Below are 19,672 nucleotides of genomic sequence, written 5' to 3' on the forward strand. Positions count from 1 at the left end.
TGAGACGGGTGCGCGAGGGCATCAATCCCCCGCGCGCCCCGATTGGATCAGTAGCCTCAGTAGCCCATGACCGCCGCGCGGGCGTTCATCTGCCCGTTATCGGCATAGACCATGTATTGCCCGATGGAGTCGCGATAGGCCACGAAGCTCTCGGTGATCCGGCGGGTCAGCTCGTCTTCGCCCTCGCGCAGCTCGGCGATCACTTCGCCTGCCGCTTTGCCCATGGCAGTGATGACATCCTCGGGGAACATCTTGACCTGTACGCCATGCTCTTCGACCATCGCCTTGAGGGCGAGGGCGTGCTTGGTCGTGTATTCGGTCCAGACGGGGTTGTAGAGGCTTTCGCACGCGAGGGTGACCACCTGTTTGAGGTCATCAGGCAGCGCGTTGAACACCTCGGCGTTAACGCCGCATTCCTCGGCAGACGATGGCTCGCCCACACCGGGCCAATAGTAGTTCTTGGCCACTTGGTAGTAACCCAGCGCGCTATCAGTCCACGGACCGATGAATTCGCCCGCGTCCAATGCGCCCGTTTGCAGCGCCTGGAACATCGCAGGGCCGCCCATCGCCTCGGACGCCATGCCCATCTTTGTCGCCATTTCCGAGGCCAGACCCGTGGTGCGGAATTTCAGTCCTTTGAGGTCTTCGGCCGAGTTGATTTCATTACGGAACCACCCACCCCATTGCGGGCCGGAATTGCCGCAGAGGAATGGCTTGATGCCGAAACGGCCATACATCTCATCATAGAGCGCCTGACCGCCGCCATGGTAAAGCCAGCCGAATTGCTCATCCGCGCGCAGGCCGAAGGGCTGCGATCCGAACAGAAGGATGCCCTTGGACTTGGAACCCCAATAGGCCGGGACCGCGTGATAAAGCTCTGCCGTGCCCTCGCTCACCGCGTCAAAGACGCCGCGTCCGGGGACCAATTCTCCAGCCGGGAAAAGCCGCACTTCGATGCGCCCTCCCGAAAGCGTGGTGATCCGGTCGGCGAGCATTTGCGCCGCGACACCGGGGCCGGGCAGGTTCTTTGGCCACGCCGTGACCAGTTTCCATTGCCGTATGTCCTGCGCGATGGCCGGGCTTGCCAATGTGGCCGCTGCCGTGCCGATGGCGCCAGTTGTCAGAAATGTGCGTCTTTGCATGGGCCTCTCCTTTGTTCAGACTGTGATAATTCAAAATCAACCATGTGGCTCCCGAAGCCGTAAGGCCGTTTTGCGCAGCCGTCTGGAAATGCCTCGAAAGACCAATGGCGGCGCAAGGAGCTGAGTTAATAAACCACGCTTAATCAAAATATGTAAATACATAATATCGCGCGCCCTGGTTTTCCCTTGGGGTCGCGGGCGGCACGGTCCAGACCAGAGCAAGATCCAAGCGGAAGCGACGCCATCATGACCCTCAGCCTACAGATCACACTCGGCACTAGCCTTTTGCTCATTTGCGCCGTTTTGCATATCTCCGCGCTGGTCATCGGCCTCCCGCTTCTGCAAGCTTTGGCCAACCGCCTCAAGACAGCCCGTAAAAAATACCGGGGCACCGCGCTTTTGGTCTTTGGGGTTCTGGTGATCGTGGTGGCGCATACGTTGCAAATCTGGATCTGGGCGGCGGCGATCTTTGCCACGGGCGCGTTTCCAGATTTCGCGACAAGCTTTTACTTCCCCACCACGACCTACACCACGCTGGGCTATGGCGATATGGTTCTGACCGAAGGGTGGCGCAGTTTCGGCACCTTCGCCGCGATCACTGGGCTTTTAACGTTCGGCATCAGCACCGCTTTTTTGATCAACCTGATCGGGCGGATCATGCCCGCCCTGACAGACCACAAACATTAGGTCACACACTCAGGAATCAAAGCCCACGCCGAACCGATCAAGCATACGCAGCATCACGGGCCGCTGCCCGGTGCGGTCCTCATGGGCGAGGCCTTTTTGCGCCATCCGCACAGCAATGCTGCGCAACGGCTCGGGCGGGAAGGGCACGGGGAAACGGCGGTGCATGGAAAGTTCCGACGCCTCGGTCTTCTTGCCCTCCAGCTGATCGAGCATCGCCCCCGCTGCAAACCGCGTGGCCGACACGCCCTGCCCAGTAAAGCCAAGCGCATAGGCCAGCCGCCCGCCCAGCGCGGTGCCAGTGAAAAACGTGATCCGCGCCGAGGTGTCGATGATCCCGCCCCACGCATAGTCGAACCGGACACCCGCAAGGCTCGGGAAGGCCTCATTGAATTGCGTGGCCAGCCGGTCAAAGCTTTCCTCGCGGTGATACATCTCGGCGTCGCGTCCGCTGCCCTTGTGGTAGATCGCGTCATAACCCGCCCAGAGGATGCGATTGTCAGCCGTTTTGCGCAGGTAATGAAACTGGTTCCCGCTATCCGCGATGCCATGCGGCCCGGTCCAGCCGATGCTGGCCAGTTGTGCAGCGCTCAGCGGCTCGGTCACCAGAGAATAGTCAAAAATTGGGATAATCGCGGTCCGGAACCGTTTCAAAAGCGGCTCCGCGGCGTTGGTCGCCATGATCGCGCGGGCGGCAGCCACGGTGCCGCCGGGCGTGGTGAGGCGCAGCGCGGATTTGGATTTCTTGAGCGCCGTCACACGGGTGCCCTCATGAAGTTCCACGCCCCGCGCAAGGCACGCAGCGCGCAGCCCTTCCACCAGCTTTGAGGGGTTCACGAGCGCATAGGTCGGATCGAACACACCTGCCGAATAGACCGGGCTGTCGAGCTTGGCACGCAGGGCATCCCCCTCCAGATACGTGCTTGGCAGGCCATGTGCGGCAAAGCCCTCGGCCATGCTGCGCAGACCTTCGGCCTGCCAAGGAGTCGCGGCCACGTTGAGCTTGCCCGCGCGCTGGAACTCCGCGTCGATCTCGAAGTGTTCCAGATCGCGCTCCAACCCTTCAACATTCTCCACGCCCAGCCGGATCAGGCGATCCGCCTCGCGGGGATATCTTTCCATCGCATTGGAAATACCATGGCTGATCGAGGGCGCGCAAAATCCGCCGTTGCGCCCCGAGGCCTCCCCGCCGCAGCGCCCGCCCTCCAGCACCACAATCCGCGCATCCGGCATCCGTTCGCGCGCCTTGAGCGCGCTCCACAGCCCTGTGAAACCGCCGCCGATAATCGCCAGATCACAGGTGATATCCGTCGCCAATGCCGCATCCATCGGGCGGGGTGCAATTGTGCTGAACCAATAGGGATCGGGGCTTGCGCCCGCGTAGGGCTTGCCGGGTATCGCGATTGCAAATGGCGCAGTCATAGCAGCCTCCTTCACTTCAGCTTGCGGCCCCCGGAGCCCAGAAACCAATCATCGGGATAGGGGTACCACCAGTCCTGACGGACGGGCTTGTGATCCAATATCACCATTTTCGTGCGGCGGAAGGCATCAAGTCCTTGCCGCCCCAACTCGCGCCCAAGGCCTGAGGCTTTCCAGCCACCAAAGGGCAGCGCATCATTATCAATCAGCGGGTTATTGATCCACACCATCCCCGCCTCAAGCTGCGCATGGGCTTCATGCGCCTCCTCCAGAGACGTGGTGAAGACGGACGCACCAAGGCCGAACCTAGAGGCATTTGCCATGCGCAGGCCCGTGTCAAAGTCGCGCACCCGCGTGATAGCCACAACGGGGCCGAAACACTCCTCCTGCATCAGGGCCATGTCAGGGGTGCACTCGGTCAGGATCGTCGGCGCATAGAACCAGCCCACTGGGTGCTCGGCGGGGATACATCCCCCGCAAACCACGGTCGCGCCCTTCGCCACCGCATCGGCCACCAGACGCTCCACCTTCTGCCGGGCGGCCTCGGACACCATCGGCCCGATCTCGGACTTGTCCAACCCGTTGCCAATGCGCAGTCGAGCGGTTTCCGCCGCAAACACCGCGACGAAAGCGTCATGCACCTCTTCGACCACAAACATCCGCTCGGTCGAGGTGCAGACCTGCCCGCTCATGTGAAACGCGCCTGTGACGGCCCCGGCGGCGGCCACGTCGATGGGCGCGTGGGCCGAGATGATCATCGGGTCCGATCCGCCCGCCTCGATCACGGCGGGCTTCATCCGGCGCGCGGCCTCGGCGGCCACGGTTTGCGCCGCTTTGACCGACCCGGTGAAGGCCACGGCGTGCGTTTGCTCGCTCGCCACCAGCGCTGCCCCCGTATCGGCCCCACCGGGCAGGCAGGCGATCAAGCCTTCGGGCAACCCATCAAACACTTTCATAAATTCCAGCGTCGACAGCGTGGTCAGCTCCGCAGGTTTCACCACACACCCATTGCCCGCCGCGAGCGACGCGGCCACAGTCCAGCACATCAGCAGAATGGGAAAGTTGAACGGCATGATATGGGCCGAGACACCCAGCGGCTCATATTTGGCGAATTGCAGCGATCCGGCTTGGGTCGTCCCGGCGAGCTTGCCCGCCTCATCGCGGGCCATTTCGGCATAATAACGGAAGATCGGCGCACAATTGGCGAGTTCGCCTATCGCCTCGGGGTAGGGCTTGCCCATCTCGCGGCTCATCAGGATGGCGCAGTCTGTGTGGTCCGTGGTCTCGATCCGGTTGGCCAGCGCATGCAAAACGCCCGCGCGGGATTTAGCATCCACCTGCGCCCATTCTTTTTGAGCCGTGCCGACAGTGGCCAAGGCCCTGTCCATCTCCGCCGCAGTCACCTCGCCGCGTTGGCCAACCACCGCCAAAGTGGCGGGGTCGATCACATCATGCGCGTCCCCGGAACTGGCGTGAAAGCCGGGCGAGATATAGAAGCGAGGGGTCAGGGGGGCGGCCATGGCAGGCTCCTTTTCACGCCGCGATCAGCGGATCATGTAAACCTTTTTGATGGTGTCGTGCACGGTGCAGACGCCCTTCCAATCCTTGGGAAAAAACGCCGCCGTGTCGGGGGTGATTTCGATCACATCGCCACCCATGTGCACATAGGTGCAGCGCCCCTCCAAGAAATGGCAAAACTCGTCGCTGGTCACGTGGCAGTCCCATTTGCCCGGCGTGCAGATCCACAAGCCACATTCGGATTGCCCATCCGGCCCCTTGTGCAGCACGCGGCCCGAGACATGGCTGGTGCCTTCGATCATCGTGGGGATGGTGCCCCAATCGACCACATCGGTGATCTCAAGGGGGTTTCTCATAACGGGAGTTTTCATCGGATATCCTCAGCTCAGCATGTAAATGTTGCGGATGGTCTCGTGCACTTCGGCCTCGCCGGACCACCCTTCGGGGAAGAGAACGCAGGTGCCGGGGGTGACTTCGATCGCCTCTCCGTCATCCGAACGATAGGTGGCGCGGCCACTCACGAAATGACAAAACTCATCGCGCGGCAGGCTGAGGCGCCAGCGGCCCGGCGTGCAATCCCAGATGCCCGTTTCGGGAATATTGCCCGGCCCTTTGTGCAAAAGCCGCCCGGTGGAATGGGACGCCCCCGCCAGCGCATCGGGCTGCACCCCCCAATCCATGAGATCATCATAGGTCGTGGCCCCGTGAATATGCGGCGCAGAGGATTTGAGATCAGTCACCCCACCAACCCCGCCAGAAGGCGCGCGGCCTTTGCCGGGCCATTGCTGCCCTGCATATGAAGCGAGATTTTATCCAAGCGCGCCTGCATCCGGTCATCATTCAGGCAGGTCTCGATCTTGGCAATCAGCTCCTCCGGCGTCCATTCATAGCGGTCCGAGCGGAAGCCATAGCCCGTCTCCTGCACGCGCATCGCGTTGTCATGCCCGTCCCAGACATAGGGCATGATGATCGCGGGCTTGCCGAAATAGAGACATTCGGTGAAGGAGTTGTTGCCACCGTGATGGATCACCGCATCGACCTGCGGAATGACAGAGGGCTGCGGATACCAGCTTTGGATCACCACATTGTCAGGAATATCGTCATAGGCGTCCATATAATCGCCCACATTGACCAGCGCGCGGTAGCGCGATTTGCCGATCAGCGTGATCAGGCGCTTGAGCAGATCGGTGTCGCCCGCCCCAAGGCTGCCGAAGGAGATGTAGAGCAGCGGGCCGTCATTATTGGCCTTGAAAATGGGCACCTCGTAAGGCTCATCTTGGCGCACGCAGCCTTCCAGATATTGGAACCGTGCCGGGTCCAGAGGATGTTCGCGGGTGTAGGTCAGCGGCTCAGGATAGAGCATCAGGTTGAGATGCGGGGAGGCCTCGAAAAACTCGCCCAGCTTGTAGGGCGCCTCGTTATTCTCGGCCAGAAAGCTGTTGAAATCGGCGTGGATGGGCGCAATCACCTCCTCGAACCTGGCGCGGAAGGCGGCGTGGCCGGCGCGGTCCTCCTCGCCCATGCCCGACAGATGCGGCGGGATCGCGGGGTCCTCAATCTCGTTCTCCGAGCAACTGATGATGCGCACCCACGGCACGCCGAATTGCTTGATCGCGGGGAAAAGGATCACGTTGTCCACGGCGATCACATCGGGCTTGATGCGTGCCAGAACACCGGGCAAATCCTTTTGCGCCCATTTAGCGCTGTCCACGATCGCCTCCCAACATTCCTTCACGTAATTGTCGATCTGATCAATCGGCGCCTTGGCAAAGTTGGGGATATGCCCGTTGATGAAATCCTCCCAGAATTTCGCCATCTCCTCGGGCGGCATCGGCTCCGAGAGGGCCACGGGATGCGCCTCGAACCCGTATCCCTCGTAGATCTCGACGAAGCCGGGGTCCGACAGGAAGACCGCCTTATGCCCCATCTTGGTGATCGCCTGCGCGATGCCCACGGAATTGAGCGCGGGGCCAAAGGCGGCCTCGGGGAAGAAGGCGAATGTCTTGGGGGTCATGGGTCTCTCCTTATCTGTGGGTCAATTGGGGAAAATTCGCGTGTCTTTCGCGGCCCAGTTGAGGGTGATCTCGGCGCCAATTTGGGGACGCAGCGTATCAGCCTGATCGGCAGTCATGCGCGCGATCACGGGCGTGTCACTCAAGCTTGTGGATATGTGCAGCAGAAGGTCCAGCCCGTGATAGGCGATCTGCGCAATTTCGCCGCTCATAGCATTCTCGCCCGGCCCGTTCACATGCAAACGCTCAGGGCGGATGGCGGCCACGGCATGACCATCTGGCAGCGTATGGTTTGCATGGATCTTGGTGTCCTGCGCCATGATGACCCCTTGCGCGATCACCACCGGCAGAAAGTTCATCACCCCGATGAACCCGGCGGCGAAGCGGCTCGCGGGGCGCTCATAGATTTCCTGAGGCGTGCCCACCTGCAAAAGGCCGCCATCTTGCATAATTGCCACCCGGTCGGCCATGACAAGCGCCTCTTCTTGGTCATGGGTGACCATGATGAAGGTGATCCCGAACTCGGCCTGAAGGCGCTTCAACTCAAGCTGCATCTCGCTGCGCAGCTTTTTATCCAGCGCGCCCAGAGGCTCGTCCAGCAGGAGAACCTTGGGGCGTTTCACCAAAGCACGGGCCAGCGCCACGCGTTGCTGTTGCCCACCCGAAAGCTGCGCAGGCTTGCGCGCCGCAAGGTGGCCCAGCTGAATCACTTCAAGGATATCCGTCACCCGCGCTTTCACCTGAGCCTTGGGCAGACCATCCATCTCAAGGCCATAGGCGATGTTCTGCATCACGCTCATATGCGGGAAAAGCGCGTAGGATTGGAACATGAGATTCACCGGACGCTTGTCCGGCGGTATGGCGGAAATCGACCGGCCCTCCAACAGGATATCACCCGCGCTCAGCCCCTCGAACCCGGCGAGCATCCGCAATAACGTGGTCTTGCCCGAGCCAGACGCACCCAACAAAGCGAAGAACTCATTCTCAAGGATATCGAGCGTCACGCCCTCCACCGCGCGCACGTCGCCAAAACGTTTGCTGACTGATTGCAGGGATAAAAGCACGCTCATTGTCCGGGCAAGCCCCCTTTGTTGAGCCGCTGCGACAGGGCCAGCGCCACGACTGACACGGCCATGACAAGCGTGGCCAGTGCGTTGATCTCGGGCGTCACGCCAAAGCGGATCATCGCAAAAATCTGCATCGGCAGGGTGATGGACGCACGCCCGGCACCAGCGGTGAAAAACGCGATGATGAACTCATCCACCGACAGGGTGAAGGCCAAAAGCGCGCCCGCCATGATCGCAGGCGCCAGCACCGGAAGGACCACGCGGCGCAGGGTTGTCGCCATGCTCGCGCCCAGATCGACGGAGGCCTCCACGATGGACCAATCAAACCCTTTGAGCCGCGCGCGCACCACGGCGCAAACGAAGGCGAGGTTGAAAACCACATGCGCCATGATGATCGTATGCAGCCCCATCTGCACCCCCAAGAGCGAGAAAAAGCTCAGTAAAGCAATGGCCAGCACGATATCGGGGATGATCATCGGGGCAAAAATCACCGTCTCCAGCCACTTGCCATTGCGGCGGCGCAGCTCCACCCCCACGGCCAGAAGGGTGCCGAGCACGGTAGCCAGCACCGTGGAGATCAGGGCGACAAATAGCGTATTGCCCGCTGCCCTCAGGATATCGCTGTTCTGCCAAAGCGCGCTATACCATTTGGTGGAAAATCCCGTCCACGCAGTGGGCAATCCACCCTCGTTGAACGACAGGCCAACCAACACCGAAATCGGCACATAAAGAAACGCGAACACCACACCGAGGATGAGCAGCATCAGCCGGAAGGTGCCCCGCTCAACCACGGCCCACACCCCCGCCCGCCGCACGCTCGGCCACTGTGGCCTGCACCATCAAAAGGCCCAGCATGATCGCAATGAGCACCATCGAGAGCGCCGCGCCAAAGGGCCAATCATTCGCGGTCAAGAACTGTGCGTAGACCAGATTGCCGATCATCTGAAACTGCCCACCGCCCAAGAGCGCGGGCGTCACAAAGTTCCCGATCGAGAGGACGAACACGAAGACAAAGCCAACCGCGATCCCCGGCACCGTCATCGGCAAGGTGATGCGCCGGAACGTGGTCCAGCCCGACGCACCAAGATCGCGCGACGCTTCCGTCACCTCGGGGTTGAGACGCGAAAGCGGCGCATAACAGCTCAGGATCACGAAAGGCAGGTAATTGTAGACAAGACCGATCACCACGGCACTTTCGGTATAGAGCATCTGGGGCAACTCACCCTCATACCCCACCCAGCGGGCGAGATTGACGATCAGGCCCTCGCGGTTCAAAAGCACGATCCACGCATAGGTCCGCACGAGATAATTGGACCAAAACGGCAGCACCGCGAAGAAGAGAAGCATCGGCTGATGCCGTCTCGGCATGGCCGCAATCGCATAGGCCGCAGCGTAGCCCAGAACCACAGCAATGCCCGCCGAAAGCCCCGCAATCCCTGCGGATTTGAGGAATATCTGTGCATAGAGCGGATCAAACACCAGCGCGATATTCTCAAGCGTCCATGTATATTCGATCCCGCCGTAAATCCCACGCCGGAAGAAGGCGAGCACGAGGATCAGCCCGCAAGGAATGACCATCAACCCGGTCAGCCACAAGAGCGCCGGGGTCATCAGAAGGAGTGGCTTGCGATCAGGGGTCATGCGCGCGGTGGGACCAGTGCATTTGGGTATTTGGACCAAGAAAAAGCCCCCGGCAGGGAGAGCGCCGGGGGTAAGTCACTCAGGGTCGCCTCAGTTGGCCGCTTTGATCTCGGAGACGAGGCGGGAGTAGTCCCGCTGCGCCACACCGACATCGCGAAGCTGCTCAAATTTCAGCATGTCCGCAGGAGCAATACCCATGTTGGGGAAGGCAGCGATCAGATCCTCACCAATGCCCGCCATGGCGGCCTCGTTGGGCACTTTGTAGAGGATGTTATTTGCGGCCCAGCGGTGATTATCCGCATCCAGCACGTAGTTGACGAACGCATAGGCCGCATCCTTGTTCTCGGACGCACTCAGGATCACCATCGTGTCCACCCAAAGGTCAGAGCCCTCCGACGGGATCATGTATTTGATATCTGCATTCTCGGCGATGCCGTAGTTGCACCAGCCATCCCAGGCCTGCACCAGTTCGGCCTCACCCGAGACAAGCTTGGAAAAGAAGGTCGTGTCGTCATAGGCCAGAAGCGTGCCCTTGGCCTCGACCAGCAAGTCGCGCACCTCGGCCATCTTATCCGCGTCCGTTTCATTCACCGAATAGCCCAGCGCCAGCTGCCCGGCGGCCAGAAGCCAGCGATCGGTGGCGAGCATGGTTGTCTTGCCAGCCACGTCCTCGGACGGCTTCAAAAGGTCATTCCATGACGTGGGGCTATCAACCAGATCGGAGCGATAGCAAAGCCCCGTGGTCCCCCACGCATAGGGGACAGAGAACGTGTTGGCCGGATCATGCGGAAGCTGCATCGCCTCGGCGTAAAGATTGGCCATGTTGGGCAGCTTGGCCGGGTCGAGCGTTTCGGCCAGGCCGAGATTGTTGAGCACCTCGGCGAAGGGCGACGAGACGAACACCACGTCATAGCCCACGCCCTTGGACGCGATCAGCTTGCCCATGATCTCTTCATTGGTGCCGTGCAGAACCAACTCTGCCGAGGCACCCGTTTGGGCATTGAAATTGTCGATGGCGTCTGGGGCCATGTAGCCATCCCAGTTTGAGATAACGAGATCCTGCGCAAGCGCAGGCGTGGCGGTGAGAAGCAGCGCGGCGCCAAGGGCGCGGGCGGCTGAACAGTGTGATATCATAGGGGCGATCTCCGTGTTGGGCTCTGCGGCACCCCACATAAGGGCCCGCTTGCTTTGATCTTGCGCGACTCTGCGTTCGCTGTAAGATTAGTATTGTTGATGCAAAAAAAACTTCAATTTGTTTTTGATGTTCTTTTTGCACGCGCTTTTGGGCGCGCAAAAGCGTGGAGGCATTTGCATGGCGCGGCTGCGCGGAAATACTCGACAGAACCACGTAACGCTGGCCAGGCGGATTGTCGAGGTTGCGCTGGAGCGCGGCTTACGTAACGGCGACCACCTGCCCGAGCAAGTGCTGTCACAGGCCTGCAGCGTGTCGCGGACACCGATTCGATCTGCACTCAAGATACTGGAAGAAAACAATATTGTCATACGGCAGGAGGAGCGCGGGTTCTTTCTTAGGGTGGACCCCAGCGAGGGTCTTCCCGGCGGAGGCGCCGCATTGGAGGAGGTGGAGGACACGCTTGCGGCGCGTATCCTCAAGGACCGTGCGGAGCGGCGGATTGCCGACGTCCAATCTGTGAGCGCCCTTGTACGCCGCTATGGCGCCCCACGGTCTGCTGTATTAATAGCGCTAAAAATACTCTCATCAGATGGAATCGTGACACAGCTTCCTGGCCGCGCATGGGCATTTCAGCCAATGCTCGACACGCCCAACGCCCAGAGTGAGGGCCTCGCCTTTCGTCTCGCGCTGGAGCCGCAAGCCATCCTCGCCCCCGGTTTTGCCATGGACGGGCAGCGCGCAAGGCTGATGCGCGACCAGATGGCAGAGCTTGGCGCGCGGCCAGAAGGGCGCATCGGGCAAACCACGTTTCATAGGCTTGATTGCGATTTCCATACCATGATCGCCGATAGCGCGGGCAACCGGTTTCTGCGCGGTGCACTTCTGGCCCATCAAAAGCTGCGCGGTGCCACACAAACTGATCAAGCGCTGCCCGATTTTCGGATGCGCCAAGCACTGGAAGATCATCTCGGTATCCTCGACAGCCTTGAGCGGAGCGAGCTTGATCTCGCCGCCGATCAGATGGTGCTGCACTTGCGCCGTGCCCAGATCCGCCGTCCCAAAGCGGCCAATCGCGGCCTGCCGCCGCAACGCAGTGGCGGGATGACATGAGCCCACCCCCCGTGATCGCCTTCTTCCCCGAAGCAAGCTTCGGTGCGGCGCTTAACTGCGTCGGCATCGCACAGGAGCTGCACCGCAAGGGGGCTGTACCGGTGTTTATCTGCCATGCAGGGTTCACTGGGGTTTTTGCCCAATATGGTTTTAAGGAATACCATCTACCGGCTGCCGCAACCGACGCGCAGACCGAGGAATACTGGCAATCCTTCCTGCGCACCCATCTGGACGATTTCAACCTTTCGCCGCTGGAGCAATTGCCGCGCTACGTGGCCCCGACATGGGAGGCAATCGTCGACACGGCCATCGACGCGGAGGCGGGGCTCGCAACCCTTTTGGCGCGGATCAGACCCAGCGCCATCGTCCTCGACAACGTGATCATGTTCCCGGCCATCGCGTCCGCGGGCGTGCCGTGGGTGCGTGTCATCTCCTGCGCCGAGACAGAACTGCCGGATGCAAATGTCCCGCCCTACCTCTCGGGGCTGAGCGCTGATGATCCGGGCCGGGCCACGTTCGAGGCTGCAGCACTCACGGCCTGTGCAGCACCCCATGCGCGTTACAACCACTTTCGCGCCGCGCGCGGCCTCAAGCCCCTCCCTCCGGGTCAGTTCTTGGAGCCGTCACCGGATTTGAACCTGCTGCTCGCGCCCAGCGCAATCCGTCACACGCGCGCGGCACATCTCCCCGAGGAGCGCTTCGTTTTCCTTGAGGGCTGTGTGCGTGATGAGGCGCATTTCGACGTGCCCGCCCTGCCGCGCAACCAAGGCCCGCTGATCTATCTCAGCTTCGGCAGCCTCGGCGCGATCGACACTGACCTCATCTCGCGTATGATCGCGGCCTTCGCCGATCTGCCGGCGCGGTTTTTCGTCAATGTCGGCGATCACCTGGAGGCCTATGCCGCCGTGCCTGACAACGTCTATCTTGGGAGTTGGTTTCCCCAGCCGTCCATTGTGTCCCAAGCCGCTCTTTTCATCCATCACGGCGGCAATAACAGCTATTGCGAGGCGCTGTATCATGGCGTCCCCTCGCTGGTGATGCCCTATTGCTGGGACGGTCACGACAACGCGCACCGCGCTGTGCAAACCGGCACTGGGCTGCACATGCACCGTGCCAATTGGAGCGACGCGGAGTTGCGCCAGACAGTTATGGATCTCGCTCAGGACAGGAAAATACGCAACCGTATGCAAGGCATGTCACTAACTATGAAAGCCGATCCTGGCACGGTTCGCGCCGCTGAAGCCATCCTGCACACGGCCTCCTGCGCCAAGGCACCGCGCCTTAGAGAAACAAGAAATCCGCCTCCGTCAGGTCAATCACCTGCACCCCGCTCAGCGTGATCTGATCGCTCGGCGCACCATAGCGCACCACAGTGTCAGGGCCGCTCTGCGCCAAATCAAGATCACCCCATCCGAGACCCGTATGATGCAACAACACCGTATCAAGGCCGCTCTGGAAATCGGTGATCACATCGGCCCCATCACCGGGGATGAACGCAAACGTATCCGCCCCAAGCCCACCAATCAGTCGGTCATCGCCCGCGCCGCCAAAAAGGCTGTCACGCCCGCCATTACCACGCAGCATATCATTGCCATGCCCACCCGCGAAAATGTTGTCGCCTTCATCCCCGATAAGCTGATCACTGAAAGTCGTGCCGACCACCCTCTCTATGGAGACCAGATCAACGATATCCGCCCATGTGCCGGTACCAAGCGTGGGGCCAAGCCGCGTCCAGACCTCTTTGTCGGTTAGGTCAAGACTGACCCAGATTGCGGCACCGAAGAGCGAAAAATCCGCCGTATCCGTGCCCCCACGCCCATCCATAATCTCAAGGGGGGTCCGCGCGGGCATGGGGGTGAGATCGCTCACGTAGCTAAAGCTGTTGTCCATTGCATTGCCATAGAACTGATCAATGCCGCGCGTGCCAATGATGTTTTCCACCTCTTGCAGGCTGGCAAGCGCGCGCCATGTCCCGCTGAGCACATCGCCACCATCACGCGTCCAGACCGCAGAGCCGGACAAGTCCATATCCACCCAGATCGCCGCATCAAAACGCGAGAAATCCGCCGTGTCAGTGCCGCCGCGCCCATTGATGATATCGACCGCACGAGAGGGCACAGCCCCGCCCACATATCCAAAACTATTGTCCTGCGCGTCTCCGGCGAAATGATCCGCCCCCGCCGTCCCGACGACGTTCTCTACATTGGCCAGATCCATGATCTCCCGCCACACACCGCTTTGAACCGTCGGGCCATCGCGTGTCCAGACCTCCTTGACGCTCAGCGTGAGGTCCACCCAGATCGCCGTGTCGAATTGCGAGAAATCCGCCCAATCCTGCCCCATGCGCCCGTCGAAAAAATCCATGCCCTGTGCCGCGCCATCCGGGGCCATCATGAAGTGATTGCTGCCTGCGTCGCCGTAGACCCGATCAACAAAATCCGTGCCGATGATCGCGTCGATTCCATCCATCTCGGCGATACGCCGCCATTGGCCTGTGTCCGCACGCGACCAAACACTCTGGGTCGCACTGCCCATGGCCAGATCAGCCCAGATACCGGCACCAAGGCCCGAGAAATCCGCGTGATCAAACCCTTCGCCACCGCTGAGCCTATCGCCATCCCGATCCGCCACCAGACGGTCGTCGCCTGCGCCACCAATCAGGACGTCCTGCCCGGCACCACCCACGAGCGTGTCATCCCCCTCCCCGGCGTCAATCCTGTCACTACCACTCAGCCCCCTGATCGCATCCGCGCCACTGCCACCAAAAAGCGTGTCCGCAGCGTCCGTTCCAGTCACAAGGCCGCCACGCGGATCAAGGATCTGCACCGCCACATCTCCGGAAGCTTGCTCCCAAGCGACCACGATCCGGCCATCGCTCAGCACCTCGGCCGAGGCGAGAAACGCACCCGGCGCGACCCCAGCCACCAATGTGTAAGCGGCCCCTTGAGGGCTGGCGGTTGCGTCAAATACCTGCCCGACATAGGTGCCAAGCGTGGCGTCATAGTAAAAGCCCACAAACCCGCCATCCGGCAGCGCCGCGGCAAATGCGTTACTCTGCTCCCCCGCGACCTGCGCGTTCAGAAGCACCTCAGCGGTTACAAAGCTCCCGTCTGGCGCGATGATCCGGCCATAAGTGTCGAGCCCGTCCGCAGGTGGCCCACCCACCTCTTTTGTGTAGGTCACGAGGTAATTCCCATTGCTCAGCGTGATCACCTGCGCGCCCGGCTCGGGCACCCAAGTATTGGAAATCACCTGATCCACACCGATGGGATCGCCCTGCGCATCAATGCGGCGAAACTCCAGATCGCTGCCTTGCTGAAACACCACAATACCGTCACCACCCGCACCCAGCGCGATGGCAGGGTTGGTCTGATTGAAGGTGGAGTCGCTATTGAGGGTCCGGGTGACGTCCCCCGAGGTGCCAAACCCGTTCCACTCATATGTGCTGAGCGTGATGTCACGGTCCGCGCCCGTAATGGCCGTGAAAACATGCTGCACATTATTACCCTGCACGGCCACATCCACTTGCGTGCCTGCCGGGATCGGAGACATGACTGAGGAGATGATGCTCTGCTGCGCACCGCCCCGCGCATCGACAAAGCTCAGCCATGCCTCGGTCAGCGTGGCGTTGGGCGCGCTCAGCGCGTAAGAGACGACAAACTGCCCCGGAAACCCCGGTAAAATAGCCACGTCCGGCATTGCGAGGGAAACCCCGCCCGTGCCCTCGGCGATGGTGATTGCATCCCCCGCCATATCGCCGCGCGCGTCAAACCGCTGTGCGATGATCCGCTCCGTGCCTGCACCGTCATCCGAATGGAACACGACGACGAAACTGCCATCGGCAAAAACGGCCACGTCCGGGTCAGCACGGCTATCCCCGCCCAACGCATGGGCAAGGCTCGGCGTGTTCCAGCTTTGCAAACTCATAGCCTATCCTCAAACGCTTCTGGTTTGGGGATAGGTATCTGCCAGAACCTGCGAAGGTCTGGTTAAGCCACGCTGAAATCTGCGTACAATTTTACGGGAGGTTTAGAGATATCCCCGCGCCGGAAACTGTGCCGACGCAGGGAAACTATACATTAAGGCGTCGATCAGCCTGCGATGAGGCCCATCTGCTCAAGCTTCAGAATGACCTGATGCGCGCAGTTATCCACCTCGACATTCTCGGTCTCAACACTCAGCTCAGGTGCTTCAGGCACATCATAAGGGTCTGAAATTCCAGTGAATTCCTTGATCTTTCCCGCCCGCGCAAGCTTATAAAGCCCCTTGCGATCGCGGCGCTCACACTCCTCGATCGATGTGGCAACATGCACCTCAACAAAGGCACCAAACGCTTCCACATCCTCACGCACGGCCCGGCGCGTGGTGGCATAAGGCGCGATGGGCGCGCAAATTGCGATACCTCCATTTTTAGTAATTTCGGACGCCACATAGCCGATGCGGCGGATATTGAGATCGCGGTGCTCCTTGGAAAACCCAAGCTCGGAGCTAAGGTTTTTGCGCACGATATCACCATCCAGAAGCGTCACAGGACGCCCCCCCATCTCCATCAGCTTGACCATCAAAGCGTTCGCAATCGTTGATTTGCCAGAGCCGGAGAACCCCGTGAAAAACACGGTAAAGCCCTGTTGCGCGCGCGGGGGCCGCGTCTTGCGCAGCTCGGTCACCACCTCCGGAAAGGAGAACCATTCAGGGATCTCAAGACCCTCTTGCAGGCGGCGGCGCAGCTCAGTTCCCGAAATATTAAGGATCGTCACGTCATCCTTATCGGTGATCTCATCCATCGGCTCATATTGAGCCCTCTCCTGCACCCAGACCATATGTTTGAAATCCAGCATTTCGACGCCGATCTCATCTTGGTATTTGCGGAACAGATCCTGCGCATCATAGGGCCCATAGAAATCCTCCCCGGCGGAGTTCTTGCCCGGGCCTGCATGATCACGGCCAACGATGAAATGCGTGCAGCCATGGTTGGCGCGGATCAGCCCGTGCCAAACCGCTTCGCGCGGACCGGCCATGCGCATCGCGAGATTAAGCAGGCTCATCGCCGTAGTCGATCCGGGATACTTGTCCAGCACCGCCTCATAGCAGCGCACCCGCGTGAAATGGTCCACGTCACCCGGTTTGGTCATACCGACCACAGGATGGATCAAAAGGTTCGCCTGCGCCTCCTTGGCAGCGCGGAATGTCAATTCCTGATGCGCGCGGTGCAGCGGGTTCCGGGTCTGAAACGCCACAACCTTGCGCCAGCCCAGCTTGCGGAAATAGGCGCGCAGCTCATTGGGCGTGTCGCGGCGGGCGCGGAAATCATAATGTACGGGCTGTTGGATGCCGGTCACAGGACCGCCCAGATAAACCGCGCCTGCGGTGTTGTGCAGGTAATTCACCGCCGGGTGCGCGCTGTCATCCGCGCCGAACACCTTCACAGCCTCGCGCGCTTTGTTCGGCGTCCAGCGGTCGGTCACAGTCATCGTCCCGAGGATCACACCCTCTTGGTCGCGCAGCGCAATGTCCTGCCCAAGCTCAAGGCCCTCGGCAAAGTCCGCACTCACATCCAGCGTAATCGGCATCGGCCAAAGCGTGCCATCGGCGAGCCGCATATCCTCGACTACACCGTCATAATCCGCTTCGCTCAGGAACCCTTTGAGCGGGTTGAACCCGCCATTCATCAAAAGCTCCAGATCACAGATCTGACGCGGCGTAAGGTCATGGCTGACCAGCTCCGCCGCCTCCAGCTTCATCTTCTGTGCGCTGTCATAGCTCACATAAAGCTCGGGGATCGGGGTGAGGTTGCTCGACATTTTCATAGGATTCACTCTCAAAATTGCCTCGGTTCGGGATTGCGGCACCCGTTTGCGCGCGGAACTAGCGGCTGATTATGGCAAAAGTCTAGCCGCGCCGCCGAAATTTAAGTCATTCGCGCGATTTTCATACTGCGCCGCGTGTTTCTTGCATCGTTCAAACCGTCCGCAAGCGCGTCAGGTAAAACCGCGCAGCGCCTCCGCCCCAAACACAAGCCAGTTCAGCCCACAGACCTCGCGCTCAACGACGCCAGCACCCATATCGGGCGGCGCCGCGCGCACCCCCTCAAGACAGGCGATCAGTTCAGAGAGATGCGTCATATCCAACTGCGGCGGCTGCGCCTCCTCAACGCTGCTTGCATCCCCATGCGCCCCGTATATCAGCGCCACAGGAGGCAATCGCGCCTCCAAATCCTGCGCGGTGCCGAGATACGCGGCAAGCGATGCGCCGGGCACCTGTGCAAAAAGCGGGCCGTGATAGAAATAATCAGCGGCAAAAAGCACGCCTGCCTCCTCCCACCAAAGCGATACACTGTCGGGCGAATGACCGGGCGTGTGCAAAAGCTCAAGCCCCCGCCCACCCAGATCAATACGTGCCCCGATCTTCAGCCATTGAGACACATGGAAGCGCGGCGGCACCCGCCCCTCGCTCTTGGGCAGGAAAAGATCATCCGAGGGCGTCACTACATCCCCCTCGGCACAGGCCCGCAAAACCGCAATATCCGGCAGAATCACACGCTCAAATGCCTTAATACTGCCGAGATGATCGTAATGCATATGCGACGGCAGCACCGTCAGCGGCAGATCTGTGAGCGCCGCGACCTCAGGGGCCATCTCACCATAATAAGACCCCGTGTCAAACAAGAGCGCCCGCTCCGTGCCGCAAATCAGATAGGACCAGTTTTGCTGCGCGTAGCGCGGCTCACCAATCGCAAAGACGCCCGGCGCAAGAGAAACGATTTTGTACCAGTCCTGAATGCTCCCGCCCCTCGCGCTTCTTCTTAGCAAAAATACTCAAATTCTACGCCCGCAAAACGCCCTATTCGGCGGCTTGCGCCACATCCGCGTCCCGCTCAGCCAGCCAGCGTTCGGCTTCCAAAGCCGCCATGCAGCCCATGCCCGCCGATGTCACAGCCTGGCGATATTTATGATCGGTAAGGTCTCCGGCCGCGAACACACCGGGAATGGAGGTCTCGGTGCTGTCAGGTTTGGTCACGACATAGCCGCCCATATGCGTCTCCAGAACGTCTTTCACCAGCTCATTGGCAGGTGCGTGGCCAATAGCGATAAAAACGCCTTTGGCGGAGATATCGGTGATCTCGCCGGTCTGCACATGCTTCACCTTGACGCCTTCTACGCCCAGAGGGCTCTCGCCGCCATAAACCTCATCAAGCTCATGAAACCACAAAGGCTCGATCTTGGGGTTCTTCATAAGCCGGTCAATGAGAATGGCCTCGGCGCGCAGCTCGTCCCGGCGGTGCACAAGCGTGACCTTGGAGGCGAAATTGGTGAGGAAAAGCGCCTCCTCCACCGCCGTGTTCCCGCCACCCACGACGACAATCTCTTGCCCACGATAGAAAAATCCATCGCAGGTGGCGCAGGCCGACACGCCAAAGCCCTTGAACTTCTCTTCCGATGGCAGACCAAGCCATTTGGCCCGCGCGCCGGTGCACAGGATGATCGCATCAGCCACATAAACCGTGCCGCTATCGGATTGGCACACGAAGGGCCGTGCGCTGAAATCCACTGAAGAAATGATATCGCCGATGACCTCGCATCCCATCGCCTTGGCATGGGCCTCCATCCGCACCATCAGGTCAGGCCCCTGCACCTCGGTATCACCAGGCCAGTTTTCCACTTCGGTCGTGGTGGTCAGTTGTCCGCCCGGCTCAATCCCCTGCACCAAAATAGGGTCGAGCATTGCGCGGCTGGCATAGACGGCGGCGGTATATCCCGCAGGGCCAGAGCCAATGATCAGAACTTTGGTTTTGCGGGTCTCGGCCATTGCGCGCCTCTTTGGGTTGGGGTGTATCAGATGCTATCCCAAGGGATATAAACCCGCCCGCGCCACAGTGAAACCCCCCGTTAAGTCGCCCCGCATGCCCGGCCACAACCAGCGATGCGCGAAAGTATATTGCGCCGC

At 60.6% G+C, this 19,672-nt stretch carries 17 protein-coding genes; 3 read left to right on the forward strand and 14 right to left on the reverse strand.

The annotated features are described in order from the left end of the window. Window positions 1-56 precede the first annotated feature (56 nt). Window positions 57-1,142, reverse strand: coding sequence for a TRAP transporter substrate-binding protein (locus KUD11_RS01935; RefSeq protein ID WP_109387085.1), 1,086 nt, complete (start codon window positions 1,140-1,142; stop codon window positions 57-59). A gap of 246 nt (window positions 1,143-1,388) precedes the next feature. On the opposite strand from KUD11_RS01935, the gene KUD11_RS01940 reads away from it, so the two are divergent. Continuing rightward, on the forward strand, window positions 1,389-1,829 hold the full coding sequence (locus KUD11_RS01940) for an ion channel (protein ID WP_109387083.1): 441 nt from the start codon (window positions 1,389-1,391) through the stop codon (window positions 1,827-1,829). A 9-nt stretch (window positions 1,830-1,838) separates the two neighbouring features. Here KUD11_RS01940 and KUD11_RS01945 read toward each other — a convergent pair whose 3' ends face one another. The 9 genes from KUD11_RS01945 to KUD11_RS01985 all read right to left on the reverse strand — a co-directional run bounded on the left by KUD11_RS01945 (window position 1,839) and on the right by KUD11_RS01985 (window position 10,617). Next, window positions 1,839-3,248 (reverse strand): NAD(P)/FAD-dependent oxidoreductase, encoded by a 1,410-nt coding sequence (locus tag KUD11_RS01945; protein ID WP_109388359.1) that lies wholly within the window; start codon window positions 3,246-3,248, stop codon window positions 1,839-1,841. Window positions 3,249-3,259: 11 nt separating this feature from the next. Further along, window positions 3,260-4,765: an aldehyde dehydrogenase family protein gene (locus KUD11_RS01950; RefSeq protein WP_109387081.1), complete on the reverse strand. Its 1,506-nt coding sequence runs from the start codon at window positions 4,763-4,765 to the stop codon at window positions 3,260-3,262. A gap of 24 nt (window positions 4,766-4,789) precedes the next feature. After that, complete coding sequence (locus KUD11_RS01955) at window positions 4,790-5,134, reverse strand: cupin domain-containing protein (RefSeq protein ID WP_109387079.1); 345 nt, start codon at window positions 5,132-5,134, stop codon at window positions 4,790-4,792. Between the two features lie 9 nt (window positions 5,135-5,143). Beyond that, on the reverse strand, window positions 5,144-5,503 hold the full coding sequence (locus KUD11_RS01960) for a cupin domain-containing protein (RefSeq protein ID WP_224380135.1): 360 nt from the start codon (window positions 5,501-5,503) through the stop codon (window positions 5,144-5,146). Beyond that, on the reverse strand, window positions 5,500-6,777 hold the full coding sequence (locus tag KUD11_RS01965; RefSeq protein ID WP_109387077.1) for a glycosyltransferase: 1,278 nt from the start codon (window positions 6,775-6,777) through the stop codon (window positions 5,500-5,502). Before KUD11_RS01965 ends, KUD11_RS01960 begins: the two co-directional genes overlap by 4 nt. Before the next feature lie 21 nt (window positions 6,778-6,798). After that, complete coding sequence (locus tag KUD11_RS01970; RefSeq protein ID WP_109387075.1) at window positions 6,799-7,845, reverse strand: ABC transporter ATP-binding protein; 1,047 nt, start codon at window positions 7,843-7,845, stop codon at window positions 6,799-6,801. After that, entirely contained in the window at window positions 7,842-8,633 is a 792-nt protein-coding gene (locus KUD11_RS01975; protein WP_109388356.1) for an ABC transporter permease, read from the reverse strand. Before KUD11_RS01975 ends, KUD11_RS01970 begins: the two co-directional genes overlap by 4 nt. Further along, window positions 8,626-9,483 (reverse strand): ABC transporter permease, encoded by an 858-nt coding sequence (locus tag KUD11_RS01980; protein ID WP_219930180.1) that lies wholly within the window; start codon window positions 9,481-9,483, stop codon window positions 8,626-8,628. Before KUD11_RS01980 ends, KUD11_RS01975 begins: the two co-directional genes overlap by 8 nt. A 90-nt stretch (window positions 9,484-9,573) precedes the next feature. Beyond that, window positions 9,574-10,617, reverse strand: a complete 1,044-nt coding sequence (locus tag KUD11_RS01985) for a polyamine ABC transporter substrate-binding protein (RefSeq protein WP_109388352.1) — start codon at window positions 10,615-10,617, stop codon at window positions 9,574-9,576. A 127-nt stretch (window positions 10,618-10,744) separates the two neighbouring features. Between KUD11_RS01985 and KUD11_RS01990 the strand changes: the two genes are divergently transcribed. Both KUD11_RS01990 and KUD11_RS01995 read left to right on the forward strand, forming a co-directional pair. Next, window positions 10,745-11,728, forward strand: coding sequence for a GntR family transcriptional regulator (locus KUD11_RS01990; protein WP_224380136.1), 984 nt, complete (start codon window positions 10,745-10,747; stop codon window positions 11,726-11,728). Further along, the gene (locus tag KUD11_RS01995) at window positions 11,725-13,068 is read left to right on the forward strand and encodes a nucleotide disphospho-sugar-binding domain-containing protein (protein ID WP_109387071.1); all 1,344 of its coding nucleotides are present in this window, start codon (window positions 11,725-11,727) and stop codon (window positions 13,066-13,068) included. Before KUD11_RS01990 ends, KUD11_RS01995 begins: the two co-directional genes overlap by 4 nt. Here KUD11_RS01995 and KUD11_RS15160 read toward each other — a convergent pair. From KUD11_RS15160 to trxB, 4 genes are all read right to left on the reverse strand, one after another. Beyond that, entirely contained in the window at window positions 13,010-15,655 is a 2,646-nt protein-coding gene (locus KUD11_RS15160) for a calcium-binding protein (protein WP_109387069.1), read from the reverse strand. The genes KUD11_RS01995 and KUD11_RS15160 overlap by 59 nt on opposite strands. A gap of 164 nt (window positions 15,656-15,819) precedes the next feature. Then, a complete protein-coding gene (locus tag KUD11_RS02010; RefSeq protein ID WP_109387067.1) occupies window positions 15,820-17,535 on the reverse strand; it encodes a bifunctional sulfate adenylyltransferase/adenylylsulfate kinase in 1,716 nt (571 codons plus the stop codon). Between the two features lie 171 nt (window positions 17,536-17,706). Then, complete coding sequence (locus tag KUD11_RS02015; protein WP_109387065.1) at window positions 17,707-18,537, reverse strand: MBL fold metallo-hydrolase; 831 nt, start codon at window positions 18,535-18,537, stop codon at window positions 17,707-17,709. A gap of 31 nt (window positions 18,538-18,568) precedes the next feature. Beyond that, on the reverse strand, window positions 18,569-19,534 hold the full coding sequence (gene trxB / locus KUD11_RS02020; protein ID WP_109387063.1) for a thioredoxin-disulfide reductase: 966 nt from the start codon (window positions 19,532-19,534) through the stop codon (window positions 18,569-18,571). Window positions 19,535-19,672 lie beyond the last annotated feature (138 nt).

This window comes from Roseovarius carneus, from assembly GCF_020141465.1.
Classification (GTDB): domain Bacteria; phylum Pseudomonadota; class Alphaproteobacteria; order Rhodobacterales; family Rhodobacteraceae; genus Roseovarius; species Roseovarius carneus.